Source organism: Ponticaulis profundi (genome assembly GCF_042659465.1).
GTDB classification, from domain to species: Bacteria; Pseudomonadota; Alphaproteobacteria; order Caulobacterales; family Hyphomonadaceae; genus Ponticaulis; species Ponticaulis profundi.
Genome location: NZ_JBHSSW010000013.1, coordinates 34,749 through 49,842 on the forward strand (window position 1 = coordinate 34,749; position 15,094 = coordinate 49,842).

17 protein-coding genes are annotated in these 15,094 nt (G+C 57.0%); 10 read left to right on the top strand and 7 right to left on the bottom strand.

Annotation, left to right across the window (positions count from 1 at the left end; all coding sequences use genetic code 11):
• Positions 1-32 precede the first annotated feature (32 nt).
• The 4 genes from ACFQDM_RS11595 to ACFQDM_RS11610 form a co-directional block, all read right to left on the bottom strand.
• Positions 33-851, bottom strand: coding sequence for an inositol monophosphatase family protein (locus ACFQDM_RS11595; RefSeq protein ID WP_377379209.1), 819 nt, complete (start codon positions 849-851; stop codon positions 33-35).
• Positions 838-2,178, bottom strand: a complete 1,341-nt coding sequence (locus ACFQDM_RS11600; protein WP_377379211.1) for a TldD/PmbA family protein — start codon at positions 2,176-2,178, stop codon at positions 838-840. The genes ACFQDM_RS11595 and ACFQDM_RS11600 overlap by 14 nt, the downstream gene beginning before the upstream one ends.
• Before the next feature lie 109 nt (positions 2,179-2,287).
• Positions 2,288-2,566, bottom strand: coding sequence for a hypothetical protein (locus tag ACFQDM_RS11605; RefSeq protein WP_377379212.1), 279 nt, complete (start codon positions 2,564-2,566; stop codon positions 2,288-2,290).
• Between the two features lie 80 nt (positions 2,567-2,646).
• The gene (locus ACFQDM_RS11610) at positions 2,647-3,366 is read right to left on the bottom strand and encodes a fused DSP-PTPase phosphatase/NAD kinase-like protein (protein ID WP_377379214.1); all 720 of its coding nucleotides are present in this window, start codon (positions 3,364-3,366) and stop codon (positions 2,647-2,649) included.
• Positions 3,367-3,452: 86 nt separating this feature from the next.
• Between ACFQDM_RS11610 and ACFQDM_RS11615 the strand changes: the two genes are divergently transcribed.
• The 5 genes from ACFQDM_RS11615 (at position 3,453) to ACFQDM_RS11635 (ending at position 7,795) form a co-directional block, all read left to right on the top strand.
• Positions 3,453-4,223 carry a lysophospholipid acyltransferase family protein gene (locus ACFQDM_RS11615; RefSeq protein WP_377379216.1) on the top strand — a complete coding sequence of 257 codons (771 nt, stop codon included), beginning with the start codon at positions 3,453-3,455 and terminating at the stop codon, positions 4,221-4,223.
• Positions 4,220-5,515, top strand: a complete 1,296-nt coding sequence (locus tag ACFQDM_RS11620; RefSeq protein WP_377379218.1) for a 3-deoxy-D-manno-octulosonic acid transferase — start codon at positions 4,220-4,222, stop codon at positions 5,513-5,515. The genes ACFQDM_RS11615 and ACFQDM_RS11620 overlap by 4 nt, the downstream gene beginning before the upstream one ends.
• On the top strand, positions 5,512-6,501 hold the full coding sequence (gene lpxK, locus ACFQDM_RS11625) for a tetraacyldisaccharide 4'-kinase (RefSeq protein WP_377379220.1): 990 nt from the start codon (positions 5,512-5,514) through the stop codon (positions 6,499-6,501). The genes ACFQDM_RS11620 and lpxK overlap by 4 nt, the downstream gene beginning before the upstream one ends.
• Complete coding sequence (locus ACFQDM_RS11630) at positions 6,498-7,454, top strand: lysophospholipid acyltransferase family protein (protein WP_377379222.1); 957 nt, start codon at positions 6,498-6,500, stop codon at positions 7,452-7,454. The genes lpxK and ACFQDM_RS11630 overlap by 4 nt, the downstream gene beginning before the upstream one ends.
• Before the next feature lie 107 nt (positions 7,455-7,561).
• The gene (locus ACFQDM_RS11635; protein ID WP_377379223.1) at positions 7,562-7,795 is read left to right on the top strand and encodes a hypothetical protein; all 234 of its coding nucleotides are present in this window, start codon (positions 7,562-7,564) and stop codon (positions 7,793-7,795) included.
• On the opposite strand, the gene ACFQDM_RS11640 is transcribed toward ACFQDM_RS11635, so the two are convergent.
• On the bottom strand, positions 7,769-8,377 hold the full coding sequence (locus tag ACFQDM_RS11640; RefSeq protein ID WP_377379225.1) for a trimeric intracellular cation channel family protein: 609 nt from the start codon (positions 8,375-8,377) through the stop codon (positions 7,769-7,771). The genes ACFQDM_RS11635 and ACFQDM_RS11640 overlap by 27 nt on opposite strands.
• 116 nt (positions 8,378-8,493) lie before the next feature.
• On the opposite strand from ACFQDM_RS11640, the gene ACFQDM_RS11645 reads away from it, so the two are divergent.
• On the top strand, positions 8,494-8,910 hold the full coding sequence (locus ACFQDM_RS11645) for a DUF4345 family protein (protein WP_377379227.1): 417 nt from the start codon (positions 8,494-8,496) through the stop codon (positions 8,908-8,910).
• Positions 8,911-8,919: 9 nt separating this feature from the next.
• Here the strand turns inward: ACFQDM_RS11645 and ACFQDM_RS11650 are convergent, their stop codons facing one another.
• Entirely contained in the window at positions 8,920-9,378 is a 459-nt protein-coding gene (locus ACFQDM_RS11650; protein WP_377379229.1) for an SAM-dependent methyltransferase, read from the bottom strand.
• Positions 9,379-9,453: 75 nt separating this feature from the next.
• Here ACFQDM_RS11650 and ACFQDM_RS11655 point away from each other — a divergent pair, with 75 nt between their 5' ends.
• The 4 genes from ACFQDM_RS11655 (at position 9,454) to ACFQDM_RS11670 (ending at position 14,193) form a co-directional block, all read left to right on the top strand.
• Positions 9,454-10,380, top strand: a complete 927-nt coding sequence (locus tag ACFQDM_RS11655) for a pseudouridine synthase (RefSeq protein WP_377379231.1) — start codon at positions 9,454-9,456, stop codon at positions 10,378-10,380.
• A 107-nt stretch (positions 10,381-10,487) separates the two neighbouring features.
• Positions 10,488-11,765, top strand: coding sequence for a cytochrome P450 (locus ACFQDM_RS11660; RefSeq protein WP_377379293.1), 1,278 nt, complete (start codon positions 10,488-10,490; stop codon positions 11,763-11,765).
• A gap of 17 nt (positions 11,766-11,782) precedes the next feature.
• Positions 11,783-13,099, top strand: coding sequence for a cytochrome P450 (locus ACFQDM_RS11665; protein WP_377379294.1), 1,317 nt, complete (start codon positions 11,783-11,785; stop codon positions 13,097-13,099).
• The gene (locus tag ACFQDM_RS11670; protein ID WP_377379232.1) at positions 13,096-14,193 is read left to right on the top strand and encodes a DUF2855 family protein; all 1,098 of its coding nucleotides are present in this window, start codon (positions 13,096-13,098) and stop codon (positions 14,191-14,193) included. Before ACFQDM_RS11665 ends, ACFQDM_RS11670 begins: the two co-directional genes overlap by 4 nt.
• Here ACFQDM_RS11670 and ACFQDM_RS11675 read toward each other — a convergent pair.
• Positions 14,190-15,086 carry an alpha/beta fold hydrolase gene (locus ACFQDM_RS11675; protein ID WP_377379234.1) on the bottom strand — a complete coding sequence of 299 codons (897 nt, stop codon included), beginning with the start codon at positions 15,084-15,086 and terminating at the stop codon, positions 14,190-14,192. The genes ACFQDM_RS11670 and ACFQDM_RS11675 overlap by 4 nt on opposite strands.
• Positions 15,087-15,094 lie beyond the last annotated feature (8 nt).

Genomic DNA, 15,094 nt, shown 5'->3' on the forward strand with positions numbered 1-15,094 from the left:
GTATCTCCACGCGGAATATCTATCGGGCGCTATCACGAGTCGCCCGGTTTTCGCAGGCAGATATGCCTGCAACGCTCTACTAGGAGCCCGTGTATCACCGGCCCGCCCGCAATCAAGCTCTGTTGGGCTGCAACTTTCTGATTAAAGACAAAAGGGACACCATTATGGCATGTTGCCTTGCCACCCGCCTCCCGAATTATGAGCGTTGCGGCCACAATGTCCCAGTCAGACTTGTTCCCCAGCACCATCACCGCATCCCAGCGACCATCCGCGACAAGCGCCATACGGTAGGCCGTCGCGTTCGGCTTCACCTCCGGATGCACCAGATCCGGCCAGACCTGAGGCCAGCCCGGATGATCAAACATGCCCGGATCTGCAATCAGGCGCCCCTCGACGAGATTGGTGCGCTTGCTGGCGAGGATCGTCTGGCCATTCATCCGCGCGCCGCCGCCATAATAGGCTTCGTAGAGCTCCTTGTGCGCCGGTGCATAGATCACGCTCGCCACCGGCTGGTCGTTTTCCAGCACAGCCAGCGCGATACAGAAATGCGGATCGCCATTCATGAAGGCCCGCGTGCCGTCGATCGGATCGACCACGAACACACGCTCCCGGTCCAGCCGGTCGGGCGTGTCGAGCGTTTCCTCTGACAGCCAGCCATAGTCCGGGCGCGCCGCGCGCAGCGTTTCCATGAGAAAGGTGTTCACCGCCAGGTCCGCTTCAGTGACCGGGTGATTGGGCTCCTTGTCCCAGATCTTGAGAGACTTGCAGTAATAAGCCATGGCGATCTTGCCCGCCTCAAGGGCAGCTTCCCGCAATAACGTCATGTCGGCTGAATAATCAGCGTCCTGCAAGCGTCATCCCTTCAATAAACAGACTTGGCGCATTGGTGCGATTGCGGAAGACAAGGTCACTCGCCGGGATCAGGCGCGCAAACATATCCACCAGATTATCCGCCACCGTGATTTCCGAGACCGGAACGCTCTCGCCCGTGCCATCATACCAGCGCCCGGAGACACCGACCGAATAGTCACCCGTGTTCGGATTGATGGACGGCCCGAACATCTCCGTGATCACCAGCACTTTGCCGGCCGCCTTGATCAGCTCGTCCGGAGACTGGCTGCCCGGTGTCATGTGCAGATTGGACGTTGTCACCCCTGGCGGATCACCAAAGCCAGACGATGCGAACCCATTCGGGGTCAGACCCAGCTGCTTGGCCGAAGAGCCGTTCAGCATCCATTGTGTCAGCACGCCATCATCGATCAGCTTGGTCAGCTTCACAGGGCGACCTTCACCATCAAAGGCACGACTGCCCAGACCATAATCCCGGAATGGATCGTCGATCAGATCAATGCCCTTGGAGAAGACCTGCTCACCCATTTTCGTTTTCAGATAGGATGTTCCGCGTGCAATCGCAGCGCCGGAAATGGCAGAGGTAAATGCCCCGATCAGACTTGCCGAAACCCGGCGATCAAACATGACCGGCGCTTTCTGGCTTTCAATCTTGGTCGAGCCGAGCCGCGCAATCGCGCGTTCCCCGGCATTCCTGCCGATCTCTTCCGGCGTTGGGCGGTCGATGCGGCGACGCGTCGTCCAGCCATCATAGTCGCGCTCCATCATGCCATCGCGTTCGGCGATCGCGGACAAGCCAATGCCCGACACAGAATCAGCGCGATTGGCCCGGAAGCCGTTCGATGCCGCAACCCAGCCTTCAGAAACCGTCCATCCGGATGCCGAACCCGGCACATCCTTGACGCCTTTGACCGCGAGCGCAGCTGCTTCAGCGGCAAAGGCCTCTGCTTCCAGATCCTGCGGCGTCACCGGCTTATCACCCAGAAGGACCAGGTCCGGCGGATTGCCCTCCAGATCGCCAACCGGCGTGATGCCACAATAAGGATCTTCCGGCGCAACTTTCGCCATGGTCACACAGCGCTCGACGAGCGCGCTCAGCCCATCATCGCTGAGATCAGACCCGGATACATGGGCCTGTCTCTGACCGACCAGGCAACGCAGGCTCACGCCAACCGCTTCATCACGTTCAATGGTTTCCAGCTTGCCCGCACGGACCGAAACTTCGACCCCTTCGCTTCGCCCGACACTGGCGTCCGCATCAGACGCGCCAAGGTCGAGCGCGCGGTTAATCAGTCCATCAAGGACAGAAGCATAATCAAGATCACTCATCAGTCCCAAATGACTTGGCCAGTCCCAAATTGCAACTCACTGCCCTGCATTCATCCGTGCAAGGTATCAAAAAGGCGTTCGCTTCCGATAAAACGAACCGAAACAGGGATCAGGCGTCTTCCTGCTCTTCAGCAATCTTCAGCAAATCATTCACGTCGTCGCGAATATCCAGCAGGGTGACAATCAGGCCCGCAACAAGCGTTGCCATGACCCAGCCAAGGAAGAGCCCGAATGCGCCAGCAGCAATTGGCTGACGCAGGAATTCAACAGATGTGCGCTCTGCTATCAGCTCGCCATTAATGTAACCGGTCGCGCCCGCATAAATGATGAATGCCGGATAGACGATGTAAACCATCAGACGAAAACTGTTGATGACGAAGAACTTCATGTCCCGCTCCCAAACCTGCGCAGCGTAAAGCTAACGAAACTAGATGTTCGCAGCAATCAATTGTTCACAAAAATGCGGCGTTATTCGCGCCCCAACAAGTCATCGATACGCATTTTTGCGGCCCCTGACTTTAAAAACGCGTCTTTGATGGCCAGCCGGTCATAATATTGATCAACCCAGTCCAGAAAGCTGATCGGCGTCTGCGCGTTGAACGCTGCATAAACGTCGAACACCGCATCCAGAACGCCGGTTTTCCCCTGACGGACATGCAGGTATTTCAAGGAGAGTTGTTCCTGCGCCACCTCGATCGGGGCTTCTTCCCGCAGCAACTTATAGAGAACACTCATCAGCCCGGCACGATCAGCTCCGGACTTGCAGTGCATCAGCGCCGGATAGGCAATCGAATGGAAAAGCTGGTTGGCCTGAAAGATCTTTTCTTTCGTCGGCGTATCGCGTGAAAATACCTGAAAATCGACCAGCTCGATGCCATGCGCATAGCAGGCTTCTTTTTCGAGCAGATAATAGCCTTTCGGGCTTTCACCACGCAGATTGATGATGGTGCGAATCCCGCGCTCGCGCGCATGCTCTGCGATCTGCTTTGGCGAAGGCTGATTGGATCGCCACATTTCCGGAGAAATCTGGTGCAGATTCTGAAAGCGCGTCCGCAGGAAACCATGATCTCCCCAGACAAGTTCATTACGCGCACGGCGGCGTCCGGACTCGGTTGTGAGATCGATAGGTCCCTTTGCAGCTTCACGCTCGCGGCGGCGCTGCTTCATGGCTTTGGATTTGCGAAACATTGGCGGGACTTATCCTGTTGCTCTCGGGTCGTAAATCTGTGTTTCACTGGTTTGCGCAATCTTTCGGTGCAGGTTATGGCACAAAGATGAAGTCAATCCTTCGTTCCGATATCGTTCAATCGATCCTCGCCCAGATCATCTGGGTCTATATGCTCGCAATCAGCAAGACCGGCCGCTGGCAGGTTGAAGGGCTGGAGCGCGCCCGCGAGATCTGGAAGGATGAGCGTGGCGGTGTGCTCGCCTGCTGGCACTCCCGCATCCTGCTTTTGCCTGTCGGCTGGACGAAATATGTGCGCCATTTCGAAAGTGACAAGCCCAATCCTGCCATTCTGATTTCGCTCTCGAAGGATGGGGAATTCGTCGCCAGAGCATCCGAAAAGCTCGGGCTGAAAATCATCCGCGGATCTTCGGGCAACAAGAAGAAGAAAACCAAGAAAAAAGGCGGCGCGGCGGCCATCCGGGAGACCACAGAATTTCTCGGTCAGGGCGGTATTGTCTGCATCACCCTTGATGGCCCGCGTGGACCGCGCCAGCGCGCCGGACTTGGCGCCGTCCTGATGGCGCAGAAAAAAGGTGCGCGCCTGATCCCGTATGCGCACGCCATCAAGCCAGCCAAGCGTCTGAACTCCTGGGACCGTTTCCTTGTGCCCTTCCCGCTCTTTCCGAAGGGCGCCATCATTTTTGGAGAGCCGATTGAAACCAACCGGGATATGTCGGCGCAGGAAATCCGCGAAAAGCTTGAAATCGCTGTAAATGAAGCCACCGAACGCGCTGAAGCGCTGATTGGTGGCCAGTTCGAACCGCCCGAGCCGATCAGGGCAACACCTCCATCGGATGACATGATGGCAGCGGAATGATCCCGGCATCCTTTCTCTACCGATCTGTGACGGGCCTGATCGCGCCTGCTCTGCCGCTTGTGCTGCAACGACGCGTCAAAGCAGGCAAGGAAGACCCGGCACGCTTGCAGGAGCGCGCAGGTTATGCCTCCAGGCCGCGCCCCAAAGGTCCTCTGATCTGGATGCATGGTGCCAGCGTTGGCGAAAGTCAGGTCCTGTTGCTTCTGCATGACGCGCTCCGCAAAGAACGCCCGGACCTCTCAACCCTCATCACCACCCAGACCCTGACATCGGCAGAGCTGATCGCCCGCAAACCAATAGAGGGCCTGATCCATCAGATGGCACCGCTCGACACACCCTTTGCATCGAGCCGGTTTCTCAAACACTGGCGGCCGGATCTCGCCGTGTTTGCCGAGGGTGATATATGGCCGAACCTGATTGCTGACCTCGACAAGGCCCGCATTCCCCGCATGCTGGTGAATGCCCGCATGACCCAGAAAAGCTTTGAAGGCTGGATGCGTGCACCAAATCTCGCAAAAAAGCTCTTCACCGGGTTTGAGCCCATCCTCGCGGCGAATTTGAAGACATCAGATGTTCTCAAGCAAATCACCCGCAAGCGGATCAAGATGACGGGCAATATCAAGTTTGCAGCGCCGCCCCTCCCTGCGGATGATGCCGAACTGGCGCATCTGAAGACCATCATCGCAGACCGCCCGGTGCTGGCCGCGATCTCAACACATCCGGGCGAAGAAGCCCTGATGGCACGGGTCATGTCACGCGCCAGCGAAAAGCTGGAACAAAAACCGCTCATGATCATCGCGCCGCGTCATCCTGAACGCGGGCCATCCATTCGATCAGAACTCTCAAACACGGATACTTATCTGCGATCTGAAGGCGGCATGCCGACACCGGATCAGTCTGTCTGGATCTGCGATACACTTGGCGAGCTGGGGCTATGGATTCGGTTGGCAAATCTTGTTTATCTTGGTGGGGGCGTTCCCGGCACCGGGATTTTCGGGCACAATCCGATCGAGCCTCTCAAGCTGGAGCGGTATGTCATTTCCCAGCCTGACGTGTCGAATTTCAAACAGGAGTTCGCGGATATGTGCAAAGCAAATGCTGCTGAACTGGTCGAAACAGAAGACGCGCTGCTGGGCGCTGCTCTCCCCTGGCTGGAGGACCGTCAGCATTACCAGCCGGACCTTGGCAAATTACAGTCCTACCTCGCAGGTGACGCGCCTTTGATCGCAGCCCGTGACGCTGTGCTCCGAGTCATGTCCAAAAAGGCGCCGACCGAAAAGGCATCTCCATGAAAGAACCAACCTTCTGGCATGAGACGGATCTGAAAGCGCGTGGCTCAGCCCCTCTGACACGCATCGCGCTGACGCCTGTGGCCGGTCTCTACGCCTGGGCTGGTGCTCGGCGCATTCAGACAACGACGCCTTTCATCGCGGATATCCCGGTCATCTGTATCGGCAATCTCACAGTCGGCGGCTCTGGGAAAACCCCGATTGTTGCGGCGCTGCGTGACTATTTCAAACAGAAAGGCGTTCGCGCTGCCTCACTCTCACGCGGCTATAAAGGCGAACTGTCCGGACCGCTCAAGGTAAAGCCGGGTGAGCATTCGGCCAGAGATGTCGGCGATGAGCCGCTCATGCTGGCCATGAGCGGTGAGGCCTGGATTGGCGCGGACCGCCCGGAAACTGCCAAAGCCATGATGGCCGACGGCGTTGAGCTGATCCTCATGGATGACGGCCACCAGAACCCGACCCTGCACAAAGACATCTCGCTTGTCGTGATTGATGGCGGCAATCCGATTGGCAATGGATTTGTGTTCCCGAAAGGCCCGTTGCGTGAGCCTGTCGAAGAGGGATTGTCGCGCGCCGATGCCGTCCTGATCATGGGCTCGCTCTCTGAAAAAGTTGCAGCCCTTTCGTTCTTTGACCACCCGATCCTGAACTTGGCACTCATGCCAACGCAGCCGCCGCCCAAAGGGCCGCTGGTGGCGTTTGCCGGCATTGGGCGCCCACAGAAATTCTTTGATACGCTGATTGGGTCCGGCGCCGAGATCGCCGAGGATGTGCCCTTCCCGGACCATCATACCTATTCAGAAGCCGATCTGTCATATCTGCGCCAGCTCGCCTCAGAACGCGGCGCCAGATTGATCACCACAGAAAAAGATCATGCGCGTCTGCCGGAGGCCGAACGCAGCGACATCCTTTCCTTTCCCGTCAGAGTTACGCTGGACACAGACAAGCTTGACGAAATCTTCGCTTCGGTATTGAAGCGCCTGTCATGACCACAGAACAATATATGCGCTCGCGCGATGTCGAGAGCCGGGCGGACTGGAAGCAAAAGCTTCTCTGGCGAATTGAAGCCTTTGGCTGGGACTGGATTTACTGGTCACTCTTCAAGACCATGAGCGTTGATCGCGCCTCTGATTTTGGCGGCTGGCTGTTCCGCAAGATTGGCCCGATGACCAGTGCGCACAAAACGGCGAAACGAAACATCAAGCTGGCCTTCCCGGACTGGGACGAGGACAAGATCGAGCAGACGGCAATGGACGCCTGGGATTGCTTCGGTCGCACGGCGGGCGAACTTCCGCACCTGCCGAAAATCGATCCTTATGAAGAGAATGGACGCGTCGAAGTGGTTGGCGCTGAGCGCATTGATGCCATTCGCGAGTCCGGTCGCGGCGCCGTGCTGATTTCCGGTCATTTCGCGAACTGGGAAGTCATGGCGAGCGTGATCTGCAATCGCCCGCTCGATTGCTTTGTCACCTATCGCGCGCTCAACAATCCGCACATTGATCGCAAGCTCAACAAGGTGCGCCATGACTACGGCATTTCCGTGCTCACACCGAAGGGGATTGGCACGCGGGAAATCATGAGCGCGCTGAAGGCCAACAGAGCGGTCGCCCTGATGAATGATCAGAAATTCAATCAGGGCATTGCGGTTCCCTTTTTCGGACATGACGCCATGACAGCGCCAGGTCCGACGCGGCTTGCCCGCAAGTTCAACGTCCCGATTGTGCCCTTCTCGACGGTACGCACAGGACCGGCGCGGTTTCGCGTAACCGTCCATGAACCGATCGAAATCGAAAATACCGGCGATACGGAAGCTGATATCCGCGCCACCGTGGAGAAGATCAACGCTTTCGTCGAAGCACGCGTCCGCGAAACGCCGAGCCAATGGTTCTGGATGCACCGCCGCTGGCCGAAGGAAGCCTGGAAAGACGCAGGCATTGTGTAACGCATGCGCACAACCGCAACGCGTTTAATTCGTTTAATTCTCGATCTTTTTACAATTCTCTATTTCTGCGCTACTCTGGTTTTCTCTACTCAGGGAAGGACCACAATATGAAACTGAAATTGGTTGGTATACTTGCTGGTGGACTTGCAATGACAGCCTGTGCCTCTACGAGCGCACCGGTTCAACTTGCCGAGACATCCGTACAGGATCGCGCAGAATTGACAGGGTTCGCGACGCGTCTGACAGACCGTGAACGCACGGAACGACTGGATCGCTTTCAATTGCAGGACGTGATGGACAAGCAGACCCGCACGTCATGGTCTGGCCCGCGGCAGCGATAGCTTAAAGACGATTGCAAGCGCACGCAGGATAAACGCGGCTAACATGCCGAGGCCAAAGGCGATGCGCTCATCCAGACCGGCATAGACAAGTCCGGCATAGACAGCAGCGCCTGCAAGCGCTGCTGTTGCGTATATGTCCTCTTTCAGCAGCAGAGGATCACGGTTGGCCACCACATCGCGGATCAGCCCGCCTGCACTGGCCGTCATCACGCCCATAATCGCAATGATGATAAAACCATGCCCCATCCCCCAGGCCTTCGCCGCCCCGGTCACGGCAAAAAGGGCAAGGCCAACGGCATCGGCCCATCGCAGGGGTTTGAAGTCCTCCAGAAAACGCGTGAAGAAAAAGGCAAGCAATCCACCCAGGAGCGCCAGCCAGAGTGACACGGTATCTTCCAGCCAGAAAACAGGTGCATCCAGGATCAGGTCGCGCAGCGTACCGCCGCCGACAGCAGGCAGAAATGCCAGCACAATCACCCCGAACAAATCCATATCGTTCCGAACGGCTGCGATGCCACCGGACAGCGCAAAGACCAGCACACCGACGCGGTCAGCAGACAGTAACAGGAGTTCCGGGGTCATATCGGCCTCATAATCGCCAGCTTGTTGGTTCAGCAGGAAAAATCCCGATCAGCAGTCTATCAGACACCTGATCTGAAAGCCTATGGCTTTCGTAAAGCGTGAACAGGAGTTCTTGCATGATTGCCCAGATCCTTCAGATCCTTGCCAGTGCTGCGCTCGCCTTCGGAGCCTGGATGGGGCTTTATGCCATGTTCAAACCGCAATGGATTTCAAAAACCGTCGGCCTGAAACCCCGCGAAGGGCATGCCGAAGCGCCGTCAGAATTCCGCGGCACGCTGGGCGGACTTTTCTTCTTTAGCCATCTTGTCACGCTGATCCTGCTCTGGCGCCTCGATCCGATGTCTGCACCGATCATCACCGTGCCATTGTGTGCCGCCTGGGGCGGCGCCGGTATAGGGCGCCTGATTTCAATCTGTCGTGACGCTGGCTGCAACACTCGGCAGAACTGGATTTGGGTCGCGTTTGAATGGGGGCTCGCACTCGCCATCGGTGCGCCATTCCTGCAATTCTTTTTCGTGATTTACACGGCCTGAGACAGCGCCCTACCAATACGTCTTCATCAGCTCCGATGCCCATTCGGGTTCATCGACAGGGCCTTTTGGAAGAAAGCCTTTCATAACCGGTTTGATATCCAGCACGGGCGTCCCATCAATCGCGTCCAACCCGCTAATGTGCAGATCGGTCCCTTCCACCCATAAGAGATTGCAAATGGTCGCGCCGATCCGGTTCGGGCGATTTTTTCCACGCTGCGCAAAAATCCCCATTTCCGGCCAGTCCGGATTGTTTTGCGGTCGGCGTGCATGAAGCTCAATGCGGTTTTCAGGCACCTTGTGAAAGAAGAAAATGATTTCGACATGGGAAAACGTCTGAATGCCCGCGAGTGACGACGCGTCAAAGCGGCTCGTATCGAGTTCGATGTGAGACGAGACCAGATCCCATCCTTTCTCACTCAGTTTCTGCCGTTCTGATCTGACCCAGCCGATTGGTGTCACCGCGTACATCGCAACATCCCGAATTTGTTTCTTATGATTGCCTATATGTGATAAGGCGTAACTTCTTCATAAAAGGGACCACATATGACGGAGCGTCGGGAGACGGGCCAAAGTCGTACATCCAAGCGACCAGCACGCCCAAATCAGAATTCAGAGACATCAACGCAACCTGCCAAGGCGCGATCCTCCAATTGGGAAGATGGCGACCGGATTGCCAAATACCTTGCACATGCCGGTGTTTGCTCGCGCAGAGATGCAGAAGGTCTGATCGAACAAGGCAAGGTCACCGTAAACGGTCGCAGGCTTGATAGCCCGGCTTTCAAAGTCACGCGCCGCGACACGATCCGCGTCGATGGCCAGGTGGTCAAAGCGCCGGAGAACACACGGCTTTGGCGTTACCACAAGCCAGCGGGCCTCATCACAGCGACGCGGGACCCGGATGGTCGCTCTACCATTTTCGACCATTTGCCAAAGCATTTGCCGCGCGTTGTCACGGTTGGTCGTCTCGACCTGACAACAGAGGGTCTTCTGATTCTGACGAATGATGGCGAACTTGCGCGTCAGATGGAGCTCCCTTCCACCGGGCTGGAACGTCACTACCGCGCGCGTGCCCACGGCAAAGTGACGCCGGAGGCTCTGGCTGAACTGGCAAAAGGTGTCATTGTTGACGGTGTCGAATATGCCCCGATGCAGGTTGAGCTGGAGCGGACAACCGGCACAAACAACTGGCTTTCTGTCGTTCTGAAAGAGGGCAAGAACCGCGAAGTCCGCAAGGCGCTGGCCAGCGTCGGCCTCACGGTCAATCGCCTCATTCGTATCCAGTATGGCCCGTTCGTGCTCGGCGACCTCGCCTCTGGCGTGCTGGACGAAATCAATCCCGATCAGATCGCAGAGCTCCTGGGAGGCGATATTCGAACCGATCGAATGGCGCGTCCGAAGCCGCGTTCACAGGGTCGTGGTCCGAATACACGCTCTGGACGCAAAACAGGTCTTCACAGACGCCGGAAATAAGTTAGTCTGCCAACAATTAAGTGCACTTAGAGGCACTGTTTGGGAGGTTAATCATGAGTACGGCTGTCGCTACGCCACCAGAAACCAAGTTCGACGCGTCCCGCACCATGTCGGAGACGGCGCGAACCTATGCCGATCAAATCACCAGCCCGGCTGTTTACGCACAGCCGGATGAACTGCACAAAGCCTTCGCGGCTCTGCGGGCGAATGATCCGCTTGCATGGCTTGAGCCGGAAGGCTTCCGTCCGTTCTGGGCCGCCACAAAGCACCAGGACATCATGGAGATTTCGCGTCAGAACAAGCTGTTCACAAATGGCGAGCGTGAAATCCTGTCCCCTGTCGCAACCGAGGAACAGGTCTATGCCATCATGGGCGGACCGCACCTGGTTCGCACGCTGGTTCAGATGGACGACCCGGACCATTTCAAGTTTCGTCACCTGACGCAGCAATGGTTCCTGCCGCAAAACGTGCGTCAGCGCAGCGAAGCCGTCAAAGCGATCGCCAGGGAATTCGTCGACAAGATGGAAGACATGGGCGGTGAATGCGATTTCGTGAATGACATCGCGCTGTATTATCCGCTGCGTGTCATCATGCAGATTCTGGGCGTTCCAAAAGAAGATGAACCCCTGATGCTCAAGCTCACTCAGGAGCTTTTCGGCGCAGCAGACGAAGATTATTCGCGCGACGCCGATGCGCTCGGCCAGAAAGATGTCGCAGCAGGCCTCGCCGCAATGCAAAGCGTCGTTGGCGACTTCTTCGCTTACTTCACCGATATCACCAAGGATCGCCGCGCCAATCCGAAAGATGATGTGGCCTCTGTTATCGCCAATGGTCAGATCGACGGCGAGCCAATCGGCGAATTCGAAGCCATGTCTTACTATGTCATCGTGGCGGCTGCCGGACACGACACGACAAGCGCCTCCACAGCAGGCGGTGTCCTCGCCATGCTCGAAGCGCGCGATCAGCTCGACAAATTCATGGCGGACCCGCAGGGCCTGTCACGTACCACCGTCGACGAAGCCATTCGCTGGACGACGCCGGTCAAGCATTTCATGCGGACCGCGCAGGACGATTATGAACTGCGCGGAAATACGATCCGCAAGGGCGAGAGCATCATGCTGTGCTACTCCTCCGGCAATCGGGACGAGGAAGTCTTTGACGACCCGTTCTCTTTCAAGGTCGATCGGTCTCCAAACAAGCTGATCTCATTTGGCTATGGCGGTCATATGTGTCTCGGCATGCACCTTGCGCGCCTGGAAATGATGACGCTGTATGAAGAGCTGTTCTCGCGCGTCAAATCGATTGAGCTGGCAGGCGAGCCGAAGCACATCAAGACAACCTTTGTCGGCGGGCCGAAATCCGTTCCGATCCGTTACAAGTTCTAGGGGCATCTGACATGGCACTGGATCTTGTTTCCAACACCTACCGTCCCGATACCGGAACGGTAGACCCCAAGTTTGCGCCGATTTACGATTACAAGCCGCCGGTTGATCTGTCGGTCGCGAAGAATTTCACGTCCGGCCAGCCTTTCGAGGCTTTCCATAAAATGCGGGAAAACGCCCCCGTCTTGTGGCACCCGATGGAGGGCGCCGCCGGCTTCTGGGCGCTGACGGGCTATCACGATATTCAGAAGGTCAATAAGGACGCCAAAACCTTCTCATCTCAGATGGGCGGCATCCTCATGGCCTATGCGGCTGGCTCGGAAGGCCATCCGCTACTGCATCGCTCTTCCCTGGATGCGATGATCAATCTCGACCCGCCCTATCACATGCAGCTGCGCCGTGAGCACATGGCGTTCTTCGTGCCAGGCTTCGTTGCCGAGCTCAAAAAGAAGGTCGAGCAGAAAGTCACAGCCCTGCTTGATGACATGGAAAAACGCGGCCCGAAAGTGGATATGGTCGAAAGCTTCTCCGCCGAACTTCCGCTCTACACCTTGTCCGAAATTCTCGGCATTCCGGAAGCGGACCGTCCGAAAGTGGTCCACTGGATGCACTATCTGGAAGCGGCCACCAACACCATTCAGGAAGGTGAGCTGGGTGCTCTGACACCCGAAGCGATCAAGGAGTTCCTGGACAATATCGAAGACATGTTTGCCTATGGTCAGTACATTCTGAAGGAGCGGCGCAAAAACCCGCAGAATGACCTTTTATCGGCCATTGCGAATGTCGAGATCGATGGCGAAGTCCTGGCCGATGAATATCTCGACGGCTCCTGGCTGCTCATCATCTTTGCGGGAAATGACACCACACGGAACACGCTGTCCGGCACGATGAAACTTCTCACGGAGAACCCCGACCAGAAGCAGAAACTGATCGACAACCCGGACCTCATTCCAAACATGGTGCATGAGGCCATCCGCGTGATCTCACCTGTCATGTATATGCGACGCACAGCGACCGAAGACACCCAGATTGGTGAGCAAAAGATCGGTGCCGGTGAGAAGGTTCTGATGTATTTCGGCGCCGGCAATCACGATCCATCTGTCTTCACAGACCCGGATCGGTTTGATGTCGAACGTGCCAATGCCAAGAACCATATTGCCTTTGGAATCGGGCCACATGTCTGCATCGGACAGCGCGTTGCCAACATGCAGCTGGACGCTGCTTACCGGCAAATTCTGTCGCGGTTTCCAAAAATACACTGGACAGGCGACATAAATATTGCCCCAAATAACTTCGTACATGCGATTTCTTCGCTCGGAGTGGATTTGGGAAGATGATGATATCAGGTGCGCGTGTGCTCGAAGTCGAGAAAACAGACCTCTACCACACGCGGATCACAGAGCTGCCGAAAACGTCCCTGAAGACAGGCGAAGTCCGGCTGAGCATTGATAACTTCGCCCTAACGGCGAACAACATCACCTATGCGGTCTATGGCGACTCCATGGGCTATTGGAAGTTCTTCCCGTCTGAAGAACATGGCTGGGGTCGCATTCCGGTCTGGGGTTTTGCGACCGTTGAGGAAAGCCTTTACGACGATATCGATGTCGGCGAGCGCTTCTTCGGCTATTTTCCGATGGCGACAGAGCTGATCGTTCAGCCCGAGCGCAATCGCGAGGATGGTTTCAGCGACGGCAGCAATCACCGCCAGGCACTGCCCAGCATCTATAATCGATACACGCGGATCTCCTCCGATCCGAGCTATCGTGCGGACTTCGAAAACCAGCAAATGCTGTTCCGCCCGCTCTTCATGACGTCTTTCCTGATTGATGATCAGCTGGCTGAATTCGACTTTTACGGCGCGCGTCAGGTGGTTCTGTCCAGCGCCTCCAGCAAAACAGCGATGGCGCTCGCCTGGCTGTTACAGGAGCGCGATATCGACGTCATCGCCCTGACATCGCAGAACAGCCGCTCCTTCGTGCGGAACTCGCAAGCCTACAAGAAGACCGTCCTGTATGAGGACATCGAAACCGGGCTCGATATGGCGTCTTCTGTCTTTGTCGACTTTTCCGGCGCACCCGAGACGGCCCGAAAGGTTCACACACGCCTGGGCGATGACCTCAAAGCCTCCATCATGGTCGGCGCAACCAACTGGCAGGCCGGAAGCACGTCAGAGGACACCGCGCCCCTGCCCGGCCCGGAGCGCAGCTTCTTCTTCGCCCCTGATCAGGGTGACAAGCTGGTGAGCGAGATCGGGCCAGAGGAATTTTCGCGCCGTGTTGGCACCAAAATGCTCGAATTCTATGAACCGGCTTCGCGCTGGATCAAAACCGTTCGAGGCCTCGGCGATGAAGCGATCTCAGAGAGCTATGATCGCGTCCTGAGAGGAAAAGCCCTGCCAAGCGAAGGCTTTATCCTCTCCTTCAGCGTCTAATTCTTGAACTGATTGGCAAAGCCGGTGACATGTTCCAGCAGGGTTGGAACCGCTCTGACCGGCATGTCATGGCCCCAGCCTTCCACCTCAACAAAGCTTGCTCCGGGGATGCGGTCCGCAACATCCTTGCCTGAAGCCGGACGGATCAGCGGATCGACCGCGCCATGCAGAACCATGGTCGGCACGTTCAGCGTGGACAGGCGCTCATGCCAGCGCGGCTGGGCCACAATCGCTGCATACTGACGCGCAGTACCGGCCGGACGAAACGCACGGTCAAAAGCGCGGCCCGCATCCATCGCGATTTCATCATCCGTATTGCGTAAGCCATCGACCGAGCCAATCACACGGCGCGACTTGATCGCCACATCAATCACATTGCGACGCGATGGGGGATCGGGACGAGCCAGAAGCGCCTGTTGTGCTTCCGGCGTTGCAGGCGGCAGGGACAGGTCGCCGGATGTTGTCATTGTGGGTATGATCGCTTTCACCTTGTCCGGATGACGAAGCGCCAGGAGCTGCGTGATCATGCCGCCCATGCTCACACCCATCACAATGGCCGGCGTCGCTTCAAGCTCTGTGAGCAAAGCCGCCGCATCATCTGCCATATCGTCCAGAAGATAGGGCGCGAGGTCCGGCGCCGTGCCATCCTTCAGTCCAGCAACGATCCGTGACAGATCGGGAATCCCCTTGTCGTCAAACTGATGCGACAGGCCAATATCGCGATTGTCGAATGTGATGACCCAGAAACCAGCGTCGACAAGGCCATCGACAAAGCTCTCCGGCCAGCTCGTCGATTGCTGGGAAAACCCGCTGATGAGGAGTAGTGGTGTACCGATGCGGGATCCGAATTCCTCGTATTCCAGCCCGATACCGTTTGCGGAAACATGCGCCATGCATTTCC

What these genes read in the sequence shown, in the direction of transcription:
- ACFQDM_RS11635 (WP_377379223.1), top strand. Translation starts at nt 7,562, where the DNA reads ATGAAACTGAAATTGGTTGGTATACTTGCTGGTGGACTTGCAATGACA.
- ACFQDM_RS11670 (WP_377379232.1), top strand. Translation starts at nt 13,096, where the DNA reads ATGATGATATCAGGTGCGCGTGTGCTCGAAGTCGAGAAAACAGACCTC.
- ACFQDM_RS11660 (WP_377379293.1), top strand. Translation starts at nt 10,488, where the DNA reads ATGTCGGAGACGGCGCGAACCTATGCCGATCAAATCACCAGCCCGGCT.
- ACFQDM_RS11655 (WP_377379231.1), top strand. Translation starts at nt 9,454, where the DNA reads ATGACGGAGCGTCGGGAGACGGGCCAAAGTCGTACATCCAAGCGACCA.
- ACFQDM_RS11620 (WP_377379218.1), top strand. Translation starts at nt 4,220, where the DNA reads ATGATCCCGGCATCCTTTCTCTACCGATCTGTGACGGGCCTGATCGCG.
- ACFQDM_RS11650 (WP_377379229.1), bottom strand. Translation starts at nt 9,378, where the DNA reads ATGTACGCGGTGACACCAATCGGCTGGGTCAGATCAGAACGGCAGAAA.
- ACFQDM_RS11630 (WP_377379222.1), top strand. Translation starts at nt 6,498, where the DNA reads ATGACCACAGAACAATATATGCGCTCGCGCGATGTCGAGAGCCGGGCG.
- ACFQDM_RS11640 (WP_377379225.1), bottom strand. Translation starts at nt 8,377, where the DNA reads ATGACCCCGGAACTCCTGTTACTGTCTGCTGACCGCGTCGGTGTGCTG.
- lpxK (WP_377379220.1), top strand. Translation starts at nt 5,512, where the DNA reads ATGAAAGAACCAACCTTCTGGCATGAGACGGATCTGAAAGCGCGTGGC.
- ACFQDM_RS11610 (WP_377379214.1), bottom strand. Translation starts at nt 3,366, where the DNA reads ATGTTTCGCAAATCCAAAGCCATGAAGCAGCGCCGCCGCGAGCGTGAA.
- ACFQDM_RS11645 (WP_377379227.1), top strand. Translation starts at nt 8,494, where the DNA reads ATGATTGCCCAGATCCTTCAGATCCTTGCCAGTGCTGCGCTCGCCTTC.
- ACFQDM_RS11600 (WP_377379211.1), bottom strand. Translation starts at nt 2,178, where the DNA reads ATGAGTGATCTTGATTATGCTTCTGTCCTTGATGGACTGATTAACCGC.
- ACFQDM_RS11675 (WP_377379234.1), bottom strand. Translation starts at nt 15,086, where the DNA reads ATGGCGCATGTTTCCGCAAACGGTATCGGGCTGGAATACGAGGAATTC.
- ACFQDM_RS11605 (WP_377379212.1), bottom strand. Translation starts at nt 2,566, where the DNA reads ATGAAGTTCTTCGTCATCAACAGTTTTCGTCTGATGGTTTACATCGTC.
- ACFQDM_RS11615 (WP_377379216.1), top strand. Translation starts at nt 3,453, where the DNA reads ATGAAGTCAATCCTTCGTTCCGATATCGTTCAATCGATCCTCGCCCAG.